At 67.7% G+C, this 16,340-nt stretch carries 12 protein-coding genes; 3 read left to right on the top strand and 9 right to left on the bottom strand.

All coding sequences use genetic code 11. The features are described from left to right. Positions 1–99: 99 nt before the first annotated feature. A complete protein-coding gene (locus SLQ33_RS25425; protein ID WP_319456672.1) occupies positions 100–1,599 on the bottom strand; it encodes an aldehyde dehydrogenase family protein in 1,500 nt (499 codons plus the stop codon). A 282-nt stretch (positions 1,600–1,881) separates the two neighbouring features. Here SLQ33_RS25425 and SLQ33_RS25420 point away from each other — a divergent pair, with 282 nt between their 5' ends. Both SLQ33_RS25420 and SLQ33_RS25415 read left to right on the top strand, forming a co-directional pair. Beyond that, entirely contained in the window at positions 1,882–3,321 is a 1,440-nt protein-coding gene (locus tag SLQ33_RS25420; RefSeq protein ID WP_319456671.1) for an APC family permease, read from the top strand. Further along, positions 3,318–4,070, top strand: a complete 753-nt coding sequence (locus SLQ33_RS25415; RefSeq protein WP_319456670.1) for an IclR family transcriptional regulator — start codon at positions 3,318–3,320, stop codon at positions 4,068–4,070. Before SLQ33_RS25420 ends, SLQ33_RS25415 begins: the two co-directional genes overlap by 4 nt. Here SLQ33_RS25415 and SLQ33_RS25410 read toward each other — a convergent pair. Together SLQ33_RS25410 and SLQ33_RS25405 are read right to left on the bottom strand one after the other, a co-directional pair. Next, a complete protein-coding gene (locus SLQ33_RS25410; protein WP_319456669.1) occupies positions 4,059–5,684 on the bottom strand; it encodes an AMP-binding protein in 1,626 nt (541 codons plus the stop codon). The two genes, SLQ33_RS25415 and SLQ33_RS25410, sit on opposite strands and share 12 nt — an antisense overlap. Beyond that, complete coding sequence (locus SLQ33_RS25405; RefSeq protein WP_319456668.1) at positions 5,681–7,372, bottom strand: AMP-binding protein; 1,692 nt, start codon at positions 7,370–7,372, stop codon at positions 5,681–5,683. Before SLQ33_RS25405 ends, SLQ33_RS25410 begins: the two co-directional genes overlap by 4 nt. Before the next feature lie 58 nt (positions 7,373–7,430). Between SLQ33_RS25405 and SLQ33_RS25400 the strand changes: the two genes are divergently transcribed. Next, positions 7,431–8,252 carry a LuxR C-terminal-related transcriptional regulator gene (locus SLQ33_RS25400; protein WP_319456667.1) on the top strand — a complete coding sequence of 274 codons (822 nt, stop codon included), beginning with the start codon at positions 7,431–7,433 and terminating at the stop codon, positions 8,250–8,252. An 88-nt stretch (positions 8,253–8,340) separates the two neighbouring features. Here SLQ33_RS25400 and SLQ33_RS25395 read toward each other — a convergent pair whose 3' ends face one another. From SLQ33_RS25395 to SLQ33_RS25370, 6 genes are all read right to left on the bottom strand, one after another. Then, positions 8,341–10,161 carry an ABC transporter ATP-binding protein gene (locus SLQ33_RS25395; RefSeq protein ID WP_319456666.1) on the bottom strand — a complete coding sequence of 607 codons (1,821 nt, stop codon included), beginning with the start codon at positions 10,159–10,161 and terminating at the stop codon, positions 8,341–8,343. Further along, entirely contained in the window at positions 10,158–12,080 is a 1,923-nt protein-coding gene (locus SLQ33_RS25390) for an ABC transporter ATP-binding protein (protein ID WP_319456665.1), read from the bottom strand. The genes SLQ33_RS25395 and SLQ33_RS25390 overlap by 4 nt, the downstream gene beginning before the upstream one ends. 103 nt (positions 12,081–12,183) lie before the next feature. After that, positions 12,184–14,058 carry an ABC transporter ATP-binding protein gene (locus tag SLQ33_RS25385; RefSeq protein WP_413467692.1) on the bottom strand — a complete coding sequence of 625 codons (1,875 nt, stop codon included), beginning with the start codon at positions 14,056–14,058 and terminating at the stop codon, positions 12,184–12,186. A gap of 123 nt (positions 14,059–14,181) precedes the next feature. Next, the gene (locus tag SLQ33_RS25380; RefSeq protein ID WP_319456663.1) at positions 14,182–14,727 is read right to left on the bottom strand and encodes a chromate transporter; all 546 of its coding nucleotides are present in this window, start codon (positions 14,725–14,727) and stop codon (positions 14,182–14,184) included. Continuing rightward, the gene (locus SLQ33_RS25375; protein ID WP_319456662.1) at positions 14,724–15,299 is read right to left on the bottom strand and encodes a chromate transporter; all 576 of its coding nucleotides are present in this window, start codon (positions 15,297–15,299) and stop codon (positions 14,724–14,726) included. Before SLQ33_RS25375 ends, SLQ33_RS25380 begins: the two co-directional genes overlap by 4 nt. Continuing rightward, entirely contained in the window at positions 15,292–16,281 is a 990-nt protein-coding gene (locus tag SLQ33_RS25370) for a phospholipase D-like domain-containing protein (RefSeq protein ID WP_319456661.1), read from the bottom strand. The genes SLQ33_RS25375 and SLQ33_RS25370 overlap by 8 nt, the downstream gene beginning before the upstream one ends. Between the last annotated feature and the right edge of the window lie 59 nt (positions 16,282–16,340).

Here is a 16,340-nt window from a genome sequence, read left to right as displayed (position 1 = left end):
TCGGTGAATTGATCGGGTTTCTGGTTGCGGTTGGGTAAGGGTTCGGGAAGCTCGAATGAGAATGGTCGGAAGCCGAATTCTCATTTGAACCAGACGCCGCTAAAGCAACATGTTGACGGCCTTCGTCTGGGTGTATTCGGCAATTGCGCCTTCGCCGAGTTCGCGTCCCCAGCCCGATTGCTTGTATCCACCGAACGGCAACGCGGTGTCGAACGCGTTGTGACAGTTGACCCACACCGTGCCCGCCTTCAGCTGCGCGGCGACTTCGTGAGCCGTCGACACGTCGCGGGTCCACACGCTGGCGGCCAGCCCGTACGGGGTGTCGTTGGCGGCCGCGCGCACGCCGTCCTCGCGGCTGAACGGCACCGCGACGGCCACCGGGCCGAAGATCTCCTCGCGGTACACGCTGAAGTCACGGTCGACGTCGACCAGCAGGGTGGGTTCGACGTAGAAACCGGTGTCGCCATGCCGGCCACCGCCGGCCAGCGCGCGGGCGCCCTGACTCCTCCCGGCGTCCAGATACCCGGTGACCTTGGTCAGCTGTTCGCGTGACACCAGCGGCCCGATGTCGTTGGTCGGGTCAAGGCCGGGGCCGATCTTGCGGCTGCGCGCGTACTCGGCGACGCCCGCGGTGAACTCGTCGAAGATGCCGTCCTCGACCAGCAGCCGGGTGCCGGCGGTACAGGTCTGGCCGTGGTTGAACAGGAAGCCCGACGCGGCGCCGGGGATGGCCGCGTCGAGGTCGGCGTCGGCGAAGATCACCTGCGGGCTCTTGCCGCCGAGCTCCAGCGAGACCTTCTTCAGGTTGCCCGACGCGGCGTTGACGATCTTCTTGCCGACGTCGGTGGACCCGGTAAAGGCCACCTTGTCGACGCCGTCGTGGGCGGACAAGGCGGCGCCGACGTCGCCGAATCCGGTCAGCACGTTCACCACGCCTGCCGGCACGCCGGCCTCGGCGATGACCTCGGCCAGCAGCAGCGCGGTCAGCGGGGTCTGCTCGGCGGGCTTGAGGATGACGGTGTTGCCGCAGGCCAGCGCGGGCGCCACCTTGAAGGCGGCCATCACCAGCGGAAAGTTCCACGGGATGATCTGCGCGCACACCCCGACGGGCTCACGCAGCGTGAAGGCGTGGAACCGCGCGCCGGGCGCCCACGGCACCGACACCGGAACCGTGCGGCCCTCGATCTTGGTGGCCCAGCCCGCGTAGTAGTAGAAGATCTCCGCAGCCCAGGTCACGTCGACGGCCTTCGCGACCGCGACCGACTTGCCGTTGTCGATGGTCTCCAACTCGGCGAACTGGTCGGCGCGGGCCGTGATCCCCTCGCCGATGCGCCAGATCATCCGCTGCCGCTCGGCGGGCGTGAGCGCAGGCCACGGGCCACTCTCGAACGCACGCCGCGCCGCGCGCACCGCACGCTCGACGTCTTCGACGCCGCTGTGCGGAACCGTCGTGATGACCTGTTCGGTGGCCGGGTCGACGGTCTCGAACCGCTTCCCCGACAAGGCGTCGACCCACTCTCCGTCGAGAAACATCTGCTTCGGGCGCGACGTGAAGTCGACGGTGCGCGGGTCCAGTTCGGTGGTGAGCACGGTGGTCATGTGGGCCGAAATTACGCCCCGATGTGGCGTGCGTCACCACCAATTTCGAATGGGTATTCCGGTGTCGCGCATTCTCATTCGAAATGGCGTTTGCATTCCCATTTCGCCGTTGGTGAACGCGCAGTTGAACCGGCCGTCGGGCCGTGCTTGGGATTCTGTCGGGAACATCGGCTCCGACGATTCTCATTTGAGGATTTCGAAGATTTACACACGGATCCCGCGACACGACCGCTCCCGCGCGGGCGATGGACTACCTTCCGACGGGTGGGCGCGAGTCGGGCCATGAGAAGCACCTCGCCCGTGTCGGGACTGCGACGGGCGCAGCTGTCGTTCGCCCAGGTGCTCGGGCAGTCGGTGTCGGCGGTGGCGCCGTCGGCAGTCATGGTGACGCTGCCCGCACTCGTCATCCCCGCGGCCGGGCGCTGGACGCTCGCGGTGTTCGTGGTGACGGCGCTGCTGATGGCGGCGGTCGGCTACTGCGTCGGACAGTTCGCCACCCGGATGGTCGCGGTCAGCGGGCTGTACAGCTACACCGTCAAGGGGCTCGGCCCGGTGCCCGGCATCATCGCGGGCTGGTCGGTGGTCATCGGGTACGCGGCGGCCGCGATGGCCAGTACGCTCGGCGCCGCAAGCTATCTCGCGGCGCTGCTGGGCCGGCTCGGCGTGCCGGATGGACGGCCGACCATCGCAGCTCTGGCGGTGCTCGTCGGCGCCGCGGCGCTGTTGTTGATGATCCGCGGCATCCGGCTGTCGGCCCGAATCTCCTTGACCATCGAGGTTTTCGCGATCGCCGTCGCCGCAACCGTGCTCGTCATCGCCTTCACCGGAACGGTCAGCGCAACGGGTGGACTGCCGAGAACCGCTGGGACGGAGTCGCACTCGGCGCTCGGGTTCGCGCTGCTGCTGGCCATCACGTCGTACGTCGGGTTCGAGAGCGCGGGCACCGTCGCCCGCGAGGCCCGCAACCCGTTCGTCACCGTCACCAGGGCGATCCGCTGGACTCCGTTGGCGCTTGGTGTGCTCTACACGTTCGCGGCGGCGATGCAGGCCGGCGGAACCGTCAGCGCGGCAATCGGTTCCCTTCCGATCGTGCTCACGCTGCCGGACTCGGCGGGCACCGGTTCGACCGCGCTGTCGATCGTCATGGAACTCGGCATCCTCGCGTCGTGGTTCGCCTGCGTCATCGGGTCCACCACGGCACTGTCTCGGACGTTGTTCGCGATGGGCCGAGAAGGCGTGATCAACGAGCGCGTCGGCCACGCCCACCGCGTGTACCGGACCCCGCACGTCGCGCTGTGCACGGCGATTCCGTTCATCGTCGCCGTGCCCGTCGCGTACCTGTTCGTCGCGGGGTCCAGTCGCGAGGTGCTGATCGGCCTGCTCGCGGTGTCCGCCCACGGCTACGTGGGTGCGTACCTTCTGGTCTGCCTGGCCACGCCCGCGTTCCTGCGCCGCATCGGTGAATTGACCGTGACGCCACTGATCGTCGGCCTAGCCACGGCCGCGCTGATGGTGGCGATCATCGTGTGGGCCGCGCTCACGGTCGACTCGCCGGTGTGGATCGCGACGGCGGTGTACGGGGTGCTGATCACCGCGGGGTTCGGGGCGTTCGCGGTGCGCAAGCGCGCGATTCCCGACCTGGCGCATCGGGTCGGCGTGTTCGACGAGACGGTCACCGGTGACGTCTTCGCCGACTACAACCCGTGGGAGGTCCGACGATGAGCCCCGTCGACGGATCGCTCTCGGGCCGTCAGCCAAAGGCCGTACAGAGCGCGCTCCAGGTGCTCGAGGAGGTGGCCCGCGCCGGCGTCGGCGTGACGGCCAAGGAGATCGCCGAGCACCTTTCGATGCCGTCGGCCACCACCTACCGGCTGCTGAACCTGCTCGTCGCCGACGGATACGTCGTTCGGCTGCCGGACCTTTCGGGCTTCTCGCTGGGACCGCGAATGGGCGTGTTGATCGACGCCGCCGTGTCGCCGCTGGTGTGCACCGCAGCGCGCGACGTGCTCGCCGAGCTGAGGCTGTCGGTCCGGTTCGGCGTCCACCTCTTCTACTTCACCAACACTGCGGTGCGGATCGCCGACGCCGACGGTGAATACCCGCCGCCCGCAGACGAATCCGTACTGAACCGGCACCTGCACGCCTGTGGCGTCGGCAAGCTGCTGCTCGCCGAGAAGCGAGACGCCGACGAACTGCTGACGGTTCCCCTCGGGGCGTTGACGGACCGCACCGTGACGTCGAGGGCCGCCCTGGCCTCTGAACTCGACGCCGTGCGCGACCAGGGCGTCGCTACCCAGACCGCGGAGTTGCGGGAGGGTTCGGCGTGCATCGCGGTGCCGGTGCGGGCGCCGTCGGAAGCATTGGTGGCCGCCCTGGCGATGTCCGGGCGCGACGATCAGGCCGACCTGCTGGCTCGCCAGGTGCCCACACTTCGCGAGTACGCGGTGCGGTTGAGCCCGCTACTCGCCTGAGTCGAGCCCGAGCAGTTCGACAGTGACCTCACGCATCTCGACCTTGCGGACCTTGCCGGTGACCGTCATCGGGAACTCTTCGACGACGTGGACGTAGCGCGGAATCTTGTAGTGCGCCAGGCGTCCCTCGGCGAATGAGCGCACCGCAGGCGCATCCAGCGCGGGCCGCCCCGGCTTCATCCGGATCCAGGCGCAGATCTCCTCGCCGTACCTGACGTCGGGCACGCCGATCACCTGGGCGTCCTCGATGTCGGGGTGCGTGTAGAGGAACTCCTCGATCTCGCGCGGATAGACGTTCTCGCCGCCGCGGATCACCATGTCCTTGATCCGGCCGACGATGTTGCAGTACCCGTCGGAGCGCATGACCGCCAGGTCGCCGGTGTGCATCCACCCGTCGGAATCGATTGCCTCCGCGGTCTTCTCGTCGTCGTTCCAGTACCCGAGCATCACCGAGTAGCCGCGTGTGCAGAACTCTCCTGGCTGACCGCGCTCCACTGCTTCGCCGGTGTTCGGGTCGACGATCTTGATCTCGACGTTCGGATGGGCCCGGCCGATCGAGGAGGTGCGACGCTCCAAGTCGTCGTCGATGCGCGTCTGGCAGGACACCGGCGACGTCTCGGTCATTCCGTAGGCGATGGCGACCTCGGACATGTTCATGTCGTTCACGCAGTGCTTCATCACCTCGACGGGGCACACTGCGCCGGCCATGATCCCGGTGCGCAGGGACGACAGGTCCCGCTTGGCGAACTCGGGGTGGTTCTGCATTGCGATGAACATCGTCGGCACGCCGTAGACCCCCGTGCAGCGTTCCTGCTCGATGGCCTTCAGCGTGGCCTCCGGGTCGAAGCCGGGCGCCGGAATCACCATCGTCGTGCCGTGGCTGGTGCAGCCCAGGTTGCCCATCACCATGCCGAAGCAGTGGTAGAACGGCACCGGGATGCACAGCCGATCATCCGGTCCGAGGTTGATCAACTCGGTGGTGAAGTACCCATTGTTGAGGATGTTGCGGTGGGAGAGCGTCGCACCCTTGGGGAAACCCGTTGTGCCCGAGGTGTATTGGATGTTGATCGGCTCGGTGTTCACCAGTCCCGCGAGTCGTTCGGCCAGCGCATCGGCCGGTACCTCGTCAGCGCGGGCCCGCAAGGCGTCCCAGTCGTCCGTGCCGAGGAACACCACGTCGGACAGATGTGGCGTCTCCGCGCGCACCTCGTCGACCATGGCGACGTAGTCCGAGGTCTTGAACGACGTCGCCGCGATCAGGGCCCGCGCCCCGGATTGGTTGAGCACGTAGCCCAGTTCGTGAGTGCGGTAGGCCGGGTTGACGTTGACCAGAATGGCGCCGACCTTCGCCATCGCGTACTGCACGATCACCCACTCGGCGCAGTTTGGCGCCCAGATGCCGACGCGGTCGCCCTTCTCGATGCCGAGCGCCATCAAACCCCTTGCCACGAGGTCGATCTCGGCGTTGAGTTCGGTGTAGGTGTAGCGCTGCCCCTGTGCGACGTCCACCAGCGCGTCGCCGTCGGGGTGCAGAGCGGCGATACGTTCGAAGTTCGCCCCGATGGTCTCCTCGAGGACCGGCGTGTCGGTGGGGCCTGCGTCGTAGGACTTCATGTCACCAGGTCCTCGTATCGATGCTCGGTGTCGATCGCGGTGCCCGACCGATGTGCCTCATCCTCCCGCGCCCGCAGTTCGACGCGCCGGATCTTGCCCGAAATGGTCTTGGGAAGTTCGAAGAACTCGACGCGGCGCACCTTGAGGTACGGGGCGAGGTGGTCGCGGGCGTACTCCATGATCGACCGCGCCGTCTCGGCGTCGGCAGCCCAACCCTCGGCCAGCGCGACGTAGGCCTTCGGCACGGACAGCCGGGTCTCGTCGGGCTGCGGAACCACCGCGGCCTCGACCACCGCCGGATGCTCGATCAGCACGCTCTCCAACTCGAACGGCGACACCTTGTAGTCCGAGGACTTGAACACGTCGTCGGTGCGTCCGATGTAGGTGATGTAGCCGTCGTCATCGCGGCTCGCCACGTCACCCGTGTGGTAGTAGCCGCCTGCCATCACGGCCTCGTTGCGCTCAGGATCGCCGAGGTACCCGGTCATGAGGTTCAGCGGAGTCTGGCCGAGGTCGAGGCACAGCTCGCCCTCGTCGGCGAGCGCGCCCGTCACCGGGTCCACCAGCACCACCGGCACGCCGGGCATCGGCCGGCCCATCGAGCCCGCCTTGACCGGTTGGCCCGGGGTGTTGCCGACCTGCAGCGTGGTCTCGGTCTGACCGAACCCGTCGCGGATGGTCAGCCCCCACGCCTTCTCGACTCGGGCGATCACGTCGGGATTGAGCGGCTCGCCCGCACCGAGGATCTCGCGTAGCGCTTCGGGCTTCTCCCCCAGGTCCGCCTGGATCAGCATGCGCCACACGGTCGGAGGCGCACAGAACGTCGAGACGCCGGCCCGACGGAGCTGATGAAGCAGCGCTGGGGCGTCGAACCGGCCGTAGTTGTAGACGAAGATCGTCGCCTCCGCGATCCACGGCGCGAAGAAGCAACTCCACGCGTGCTTGGCCCAGCCCGGGGAACTGATCGCCAGGTGCACGTCGCCCGGCTTCACCCCGATCCACGCCATCGTCGACATGTGCCCGACCGCGTAGGAGACCTGCGAGTGCTCGACGAGCTTGGGCCTACTGGTGGTCCCCGAGGTGAAGTAGACCAGCATCGAGTCGTCGACGTCGGTGCACGCGGTGAACGGCCCGGCCGACGCGGTGGCGTAGGCGGCGGCGTAGGAGTTCCAGCCGGGCACCGCCTCGCCAACCACGATCCCGACGTAGTCCCCGGGAACGTCGTCGAACTTTGCGGTGTCGGCATCGTTGGCGATCACGAACGTGGCACCACCGCGGGTTATCCGGTCGGCCAGGTCTGCGGGGCCCAGCGCCCCCGTCGTAGGCATGATGACGGCGCCGAGTTTGGCGACGGCGAGCATCGCCTCCCACAGTTCGACCTGATTGCCGAGCATGAGGATGACGCGGTCACCCTTGCCGACTCCCAGGCCCCGCAGCCACGTCGCCACCCGGTCGGAGCTGTCGACCATCTCGGCGAAGCTGACCTCGTGCTCGCTGCCGTCCTCCTCGACGATCCACAACGCGGTGCGGTGGTTGTCGCGCGCGATGACGTCGAACCAGTCGGTGGCCCAGTTGAAGGCGCCGGTGATCCGCGGCCACGCGAAGGTGTCGACCGCCTTGTCGTAGTCGCTGATCACGGCCACGAGATGATCGCGGGCCGCGCGATACAGATCGGTGTTGGAGGTCATGACGGATAGGATCTACGTCACATTCGCTTCGCGCTACCCCCGAAGGAGGGCAGTCCTGATGCCGGCGTCACTGCTGCGTCCCCGTGATGGGGATGCGCTGCGTGCGGAGTTGCGCCATGTGGCGACGGTCGCCGGCCTTCCCATGACGTTCGGCGGTGAGGTTCACGACGACACGCTGCTGCTCACCGAGTTCCTCGGTACACGGACCAGCCTCATGCGCGGACTCGCGGTGCTGCCCAGCTCGGGTCTTGGTGGCGCGACCGTCGTGGCCAGGCGGCCGATGTCGGTAGCCGACTATCGCAAGGCCTCGACCATCACGCACGACTACGACGGGCCCGTGCTCGGCGAGGGAATCAAATCAATCCTCGCCGTTCCGGTGGTGGTTGACGGCAGGGCCCGGGCGGTGCTGTACGGGGCTTACCGGGCGGCAGCACCGATCGGTGACCGGACGGCCGACCTGATGATCGGTGCCGCCCGGCGCCTCAGCCTTGAGTTGCGGGTCCGCGACGAAGTCGACCGGCGGCTGCGGCTGCACGAAGCCCAGCCAGCGAGCACGGTAGTGCCCGAGCTGATCCGCGAGGTGCACGCCGAATTGCGCAGGCTGGCCGCCGACGCCGAACCCGGGATGCGCGACAAACTCAAGGCCCTGGCCGACCGGCTGTCCGGCGACGACGATCAGGACGGCCCGTCGTTGACGTCGCGCGAACTCGACGTGCTCGCCCAGGTCGCATTGGGCTGCACCAATGCTGAAGCGGCGCGCCGACTCTCGTTGAAACCGGAGACAGTGAAGAGCTACCTGCGCAGCGCCGCGGCCAAGCTGGGTACCCGAACCCGCCTGGAGGCGGTGTCCAAGGCCCGTCGCCGCGGCATCCTGCCCTGACCCACCGCCGAGACTGCGGTCAGATCGTGATTTCGACGAATTTCGTGATCTCCCAGCAGTTTCGGCGAGTGCTCGAGCGCTTAGGTCCTTAGGCGAGCGAGTCGACCCACGCCTGGTGCAACGCCGCATACCGGCCGTCACCCAACACCAACTCGTCGGGCGGGCCGTCCTCGACGATGCGGCCATGCTCGAGCACCAGCACCCGATCGGCGATCTGGACGGTGGACAACCGGTGCGCGATCACCACGGCCGTCCGGTCGGCCAGCACCGTCGCCAGCGCCCGCTGGACCATGCGTTCACTGGGGATGTCGAGCGACGACGTCGCCTCGTCGAGGATCAGCACGGCGGGGTCGGCGAGGAACGCCCGCGCGAACGCGATCAGCTGCCGTTGGCCCGCGGACAACCGGCCGCCCCGCTTGGCCACGTCGGTGTCGTAGCCGTCGGCGAGCCCGGCGATGAACCGGTCCACGCCGACGGCCTCCGCGGCGGCGCGCACCTCCTCGTCCGAGGCGTCGGGGCGGCCGAACCGGATGTTGTCGGCGACGCTGCCCTCGAACATGAAGTTCTCCTGCGTCACCATTACGACGTGGCGACGCAGGTCGACCTGCGCCAGGTCGCGAAGGTCGACGCCGTCGAGCGTCACCGCACCGGAGCTCGGGTCGTAGAACCGGGCGATCAGCTTCGCGATGGTGGTCTTGCCCGCGCCGGTGGTGCCCACCAGCGCGACGGTCTGGCCCGCCGGGATGTGGAGCCGCAAGTCCGGAAGCACCGGCCGGCCCGGTACGTAGGAGAAGTCCACGTCGTGAAAGCCGATGTCGCCCTCAACCTTCGACAACTCGACCGGCTTGGCCGGATCCTGGATGCCCGGCTGCTCGGCGAGCACCCCGGCGATCTTCTCCAGTGCTGCGGCGGCCGACTGGAAGGTGTTGAAGAACTGCGAGATCTCCTGCATCGGCTCGAAGAAGATACGCAAGTACAGCAGGAAGGCCGTCAGCGTGCCCAGCGTCATCTCGCCCTCCAGCACGAGGTAGCCGCCGTAAAGCAGCACGACTCCGGTGGTGATGTTGCCGACCAGCCGAACGCCCGGCATGAACACCGCCAGCAGCTTGAAGGCCCGCTCGTTGATGTTCTTGTACTGGTCGGCGACGTCGGTGAAGATCTCCTGGTTGCGCGGCTCACGGCGGTACGCCTGCACGGCCTTGATGCCGGTCATCGTCTCGACGAACTGGACGATCACTAGGGCAGCGCTCTCGCGCACCTTCAGGTACGTCTTCGACGACTGGGTGCGGAACCACCACACCAGCACCACCAGAACGGGGAAGGCGCACAGGCACATCAGGCCCAGCTTCACGTCGAGCACGACGAGCAGCACGGCCGTCCCGCACAGCGTCAGGACGGCGGTGATGAGCCCGTCGAACCCGGTCTGCAGCATGTCCTGGATGGCCTCGACGTCGTTCGTCGAGCGGGCCACCACGCGACCCGAGGTGTAGCGGTCGTGGAAGGCCACGTCGAGCCGCTGGAAGTGCCGAAAGATCCTGCGGCGCAACTCGAGTAGCACCTCTTGGCCGATCCGCCCCGAGCGGCGCAGGAAGTACATCCGGCTGATGGCCTGCACCAGGACGACGCCACACAGCGTGGCGACGATCAGCAGCAGCTCCCGCGTCGAGCCGCCAGCCACGATCGGCGGGATGCCGTGGTCGATGCCGCGCTGCACCAGAAGTGGCACCGACAGCCGGGCGGCGTTCTCGACCACCACGACGATGGCCAGCAGCGCGACGGCGGTGGCGTACGGCCGCAGCAGCGACCCCAACAGCGAGCGGGCCTCGCGGCGCCGGGAGATCGATTCGTCGATGGGCAGATCGTCGTCGTCATTGGTGACGGCGCGGCCCCGCCAGTCGGTGGTGGTCATCGCCGTTCGGCCTCCGACGCCACGAAATCCCTGTCGGCACAAGCTTCGTCGGCTGCCTCGCGCTCGCGGTACTCGTTGTCGAGCCGCTTGCGGTCCTCGTCCTGCTGCCAGTCGCAGCTGCGCTCCACGCCGTCGGCGAGATCGTCGTCGGCGGCCAGCAGGTAGCGGTACTGCGGCGCATCGGCGAGCAGTTCTGCGTGCGTACCGACGCGCGTGATGGTGCCGTCCTCGAGCAACGCCACCCGGTCGGCGAGCAGCACCGTCGAGGCCCGGTTGGCGACGACCAGCCCGGTGACGGAGGCCAGCACCCGGCGCAGCGCCTCGGTGACCACGGCCTCGGTGTGCACGTCGAGCGCCGACAGCGTGTCGTCGAGCACCAGGATCGAAGGGGCGGCCAGCAACGCCCGGGCCAGCGAAAGTCGCTGCCGCTGCCCGCCCGAGAGGCTCATGCCCTGTTCACCGATCCGGGTATCGAGGCCGAACGGCAGGTCGTAGACGAAACCGGCTGCCGCGACCTCGACGGCCTGCGCCAGTAGCTCGTCGGACGCATCGGGATTGCCGAGCCGGAGGTTCTCGGCCACCGACATGGAGAACAGCGTCGGGTCCTCGAACGCGGTCGCGACCGCTTGCCTCAGCGCGGGCACCGACAGCTCGCGGATGTCACGGCCGTCGATCAGGATGCGGCCCTCGGTGACGTCGTAGAGCCGCGACAACAGCGACACCAGCACCGACTTGCCCGAACCGGTCGAGCCGACGAGGGCGAGCGTCTCGCCCGGCTCGACCGTGACGTCGACGTGCCGCAGCGCCCACTCCTCGGAGTCGGGGAACCGGAACCCGACGTCGACGAGCTCAAGCCGACCTCCGCGCGGGACGTCCCGGTGCGGGCCGTCGGTGATCTCGCGCGGCGCGTCGAATATCTCGGCGACCCGGTTGGCCGCCGTCATGGACTCCTGCGTCATCGACAGCAGGAAGCCGAGCGACGCGATGGGCCACACCAGCGACAGCATCATCGTGATGAATGCGACCAGCGTGCCCATGGTCACCAGACCGCTACCCGCTGCGTAGGCGCCGACGCCCAACACGATGATCAGCGTGACGTTAGGGATGACCTCGAGCAGAGTCCAGAACTTCGCCGACACCCCGACCTTGCGCACCTCGGTGTCGAACAGGTCGGAGGCGCGCTCGTCGAACCGCTCGTAGGCGTACTGCTCGCGGCCGAACGCCTTGACCACCCGCAGCCCGAGCGCCTGCTCCTCGACGTGCGTTGCGACGTTGCCGGACTGATCCTGCGCGGCGCGGGACAGCTTGGTGAACTGGCGCTGGAAGTGCAGCACCGTCACCGTGATCGGCAGGATGGACACCACCACGACGACGCCGAGCGGCCAGTACATCGCCAGCAGGATGCCCGTCACCACGATGATCTGAATGATGTTGAGCAACAGGAAGAGCAACCCGAACGACAGGAACTGGCGGATGGTGCTCAGGTCGTTCATCACCCGCGAGAGCAACTGGCCGGACTGCCACTTGCCGTGGAACGCCATGGGCAGAAGCTGCAGCCGCGCGTAGAGGTCCTTGCGGAGGTCGGCCTCGACGCCCATGGTGGCGCGGGCGACTAGCCAGCGGCGGATGAACCACAGCACCGCCTCCGACACCAGCAGGGCGGTCGCGGCCGCACCGAGCACCCACAGCCGCTGCTGATCCTGATGCCGAACCGGACCGTCGATGACGGCCTTGGTGATCAACGGAATGCTGACGGTGGCGACCAGGCTGAGCAGCGCCACGACGAGCATCGCGATCCACCGCACGCGGTAGGGCTTCAGATACGGCAGCAGACGAAGGATGTCCGAGGACGATCGGATCCTCCGGGGCGGCGGCGCAATGGCCGGTTCGGAGCGAAGCCCCGATTCCCCAGCGCGCATCTGTCCACCCATCAGCTCTTGTCTATCTCATGCCTACGACATCGCGGACGCCGTCGATCCCCCGCATTCAAGGTTCCCACGAAGCACAACTAATTAACCTGCGTCACGCCGCAACCGTGTCGTCGCGGAACTGGGTCTCGTACAACTCGGTGTAGCGCCCGCGGCGCGCGAGCAGCTGCCGGTGTGTACCCCGTTCGACAATGCGGCCGTCTTCGACGACGAGGATCACGTCGGCCGCGCGGATGGTGGACAACCGGTGCGCGATCACGATCGACGTGCGGCCTTCCAGCGCCTCGGCGAGGGCCTGCTGGACCGCGGCCTCCGACTCGGAGTCCAGCGATGCCGTGGCCTCGTCGAGCACGACGACCCTCGATGTGCCGAGCAGCAGCCGCGCGATGGTCAGCCGCTGGCGCTGGCCGCCCGAGAGCCGGTAGCCGCGCTCGCCGACGACGGTGTCCAGCCCGTCGGGCATGTCGGCCACCACATCGGCCAGCCTGGCCCGGCGCAATGCGTCCCACAACTGATCGTCGTCGGCATCGGGAGCCGCCAAGGTCAGGTTCGACCGGATCGACTCGTGGAACAGGTGCCCGTCCTGGGTGACGACGCCGACCGTTTCCTTCAACGACGCGAACGTCACGTCGCGCACGTCGGTGCCGGACAACCGCACCGTCCCCGACGACACGTCGTACAGCCTGGCCACCAGAGAAGCGATGGTCGACTTGCCCGCGCCAGACGAGCCGACGAGCGCCACCATCTGGCCGGGCTGCGCGGTGAACGAAATCCCGTGCAGCACTTCGTCTCCCCCGCGGTCGTCGAGCACGGCCACCTCCTCCAGCGAGGCCAGCGATACCTCCGTCGCCGACGGGTAGCCGAACCGCACGTCGTCGAACTCCACGCTCACCGGACCGTCGGGCACCGGCACCGCGCCGGGCCGCTCGCGGATCAGCGGGGTCAGGTCCAGCACCTCGAACACCCGGTCGAAACTGACCAGCGCACTGGCGATCTCGACGTGCGCGTTCGCCAACGCCGTCAGCGGTGCATAGAGCCGGGTCAGCAGCAGAGCCAACGAGACGATCGCACCCGCCTGCAGTTGTCCGCCAATCGCGAGCACCCCGCCCAGGCCGTACACCAGCGCCAGTGCGAGTGCCGACATCAGAGTCAGCGAGTTCATGAAGGTGGCCTGCAACATCGCGGTGCGCACCCCGATGTCGCGCACGCGGTCGGCGCGCGCTGCGAACTCGTCGGACTCCCGGACCGGATTGCCGAACAGCTTGACCAGGGTCGCGCCGGGCGCCGAGAAGCGTTCGGTCATCTGGGTGTTCATGGTCGCGTTGTAGATCGCGCTCTCGCGGCTCAACGTCGCCATGGTGCGACCGATGCGGCGGGCGGGCAGCAGGAACAGTGGCGTCAACACCAGGGACAGCGCGGTGATCTGCCACGAGATGCTCAGCATCACGGTCAGCGTGAGCGCCAGCGTGACCAGGTTGCCCACCACGCCGGACAACGTGTCGGAGAAGGCGCGCTGGGCGCCGATCACGTCGTTGCCGAGGCGGCTGACGAGTGCACCGGTGCGGGTTCTGGTGAAGAACGCCACCGGCATCCGCTGCACGTGGTCGAACACGGCGGTGCGCAGGTCGAGGATCAAGCCCTCACCGATGTTGGACGACAGCCAGCGAGTCAGCAGCCCCACCGCGGCCTCGGCCAGCGCCACCATCGCGATGATCGTTGCGATGACCACGACCGTGGACGGTTGGCCGCCGTGCACGATGGCGTCGACCACGCGACCCGCCAGAACCGGGGTGGACACGGCGAGCAGCGCGCCGACCACGCTGACTGCGACGAATCCGCCCAGTCGGCGGTGGTGACGCGCCGAGAACCGCCAGATCCGCTTCAGCAGCGTGCGGTTGGCCAGCTCGCGCAGGTCACCCCCACGGGCCTTCACCTGCAGGCGCAGCGTGTGCCGCGCAGCCATTTCCATGTTCACGTAATCACCCTAGAACCTCAACCATTGATGAGGTCAAAGCCTTCCCCGGCGCGCCCCCCCTGGCGATTTCGGCGCGCGCACGGACGCTGACCGGGCGAAAGCGCGCCCAAATCACAGTCAGACGATGCCGAAGTAGCCGATCACGCCTGCGGCGGCGACCACCAGCAGCGGGTTGAGCTTGGTCCGCACGAAGATCAACGTGCACACCGCCGTCAGCGCGTAGGCCTGCCAGTCGTGGTCGGCGGCGCGGCTCATCACCAGCGATGAGGCGAGGATCAATCCGACGGTCAGCGGCGCGAAGCCCTTCTCGACGGCGATGCGCCACTTGGACTGCTCGGCCTTCTGCCAGAACAGCGTGATGCCGTAGACCAGCGACGCGGCCGGAATCACCATCGCCACGGTGGCGATCACGCCGCCGAGGATGCCCCCAGCCACCCCGCCAACGGGCAAACCGGCCGCATAGCCGACCATGCCGACGATGAGGATGCTCGGGCCCGGCGCCGTCTGCGAGATCGAGAACAGGTCGGCGAACTGGGCGTTCGTCACCCAATGGTCCTGGTTCACGGCCCGCAGGTGCATCTCGGGCAGCACGGCGTTGCCGCCGCCGATCGACATCAGCGATAGCGAGCCGAACAGCACGACCAGCTGCAGGTACGTACTCACGCCTTGACCTCGTCGCGCCGCCGCGGCCACGCCCAGAGCAACGCGAGCGGAGCGACGATCCCCAACACGCCGAGCAGCGGCCAGCGCAGCACCCCGTTGAGCACGAACGCCAAGGCGAACAGCGCGACGGGAACCACGCCGGTCAGGCACTTCTGGCCCGTCTTGATCACCATCGCCAACGTGAGTGCGACGGCCGCCGCCGACGCGCCGTGCAGCACGCCCTTGACCGCGGGGACTTCCTTGAATTGGAAGTAGAGCCACGCCATGAACAACACGATCACCAGCGGCATGAAGCACAGCCCGACGACGGCCGTGACCGCCCCGGGCACACCGCGCATCTTGGTGCCGACGAACACCGCCATGTTGACCTGGTTGGCGCCGGGCAGGATGCGGCACATCGTCATCGCGGACAGGAACTCGTTCTCGCCCAACCACTTCCGCTCGACTACCAGCACCTCACGCGACCACGCCGAAAGGCCGCCGCCGAACGACGCGAGCGCGATGTGGTTGAAGGTCCAGGCCAAGGTAGCGAGCGAGACCCGCTCCGCCGGGGGCGACAGCCCGTCACTCATGCATCAGTTCGGGGTCGTGCGGGAAGTCGTCCTCGTGGTGCTCGGCCGCGTTGAGCGGATCCGGCGGGTCGTACTGATGCGACAGCGCCCAGTCCTCGTCGAAGACGGTCTTGAGTCGAGCGACGACGGCCGGGTCGGCGGTCACGATGCCGAGCTCGCGGCGCAGGTCGAAGGCGCTGCGGTCGATGTTCATCGAACCGACGAACGCCCGTTCGTCGTCGACGATGAGCAGCTTGGCGTGCACACGCAGGTTCTTCTGCTTGTGCACCTTGACCCCGAACCGCCGCAACGTGCGCAGCGAGGCGAACGTGTCCAGCACGTCCCACTCGCTGATGCCATGCTTGCCGCCGCAGAGCACATGCACCTTCACGCCGCGATGGACGGCGTCGACGATGCGATCGAGGATCACCGCGTCGACGAACTTCGGGTGCTGGACGTCAAGACGCCAGGTGGCGGAATCGATGAACTGGGCCATGTCCAGCCGCGAGTTGGAGTTGCTCCACGACAGGCCGTGGTGTTCCGACGGCACCCAGTCGGCGTGCTCCCAGTCCGCGTTGAAGACCTCGATGATCTGCGCGACGTGCAGGGGGTCGGTGGTGATGACGCCGTAGTCGCGGGTCCGGGTGAAGTACTTCTCGCAGAGGTTGAACGTCGCGACCAGCGCGGCGGACCCGTCGACGACGATCGACTTCTCGTGCGTGACGTAGAAGTTGGGGTTGGCCCACTGGACAGTGATGCCGGCGGCCTCGAATTGGGCGAAGGTCTCGTCGTTGGCCCGGTCGCCACCGGAGCGCGCCGCATTCAGCATGACGCGCACGTCGACGCCCGCGTTCTTGCGGTCGATGACCGCCGCGATGAGCGACTCGTCGGTGAAGGTGAACTGCTTGACCTGCAGCGTCGTCTGCGCCGAGCCGATGAATTCTCGGACCGGATCGAGTCCGTCGTCGGGCTCGACGATCAGGCGGGAACCATTCGGTTGCACGAGTGTCGAAACTAGCAGCGTGCGGGGCCCGGCACCCTGCCATGACGTTAATTCGGTGC

Source organism: Mycobacterium sp. RTGN6, from assembly GCF_033804605.1.
Taxonomy (GTDB): Bacteria; Actinomycetota; Actinomycetes; order Mycobacteriales; family Mycobacteriaceae; genus Mycobacterium.
Note: the sequence above shows the minus strand (reverse complement) of the source record. Positions and strands in the feature narration are given on the sequence as shown.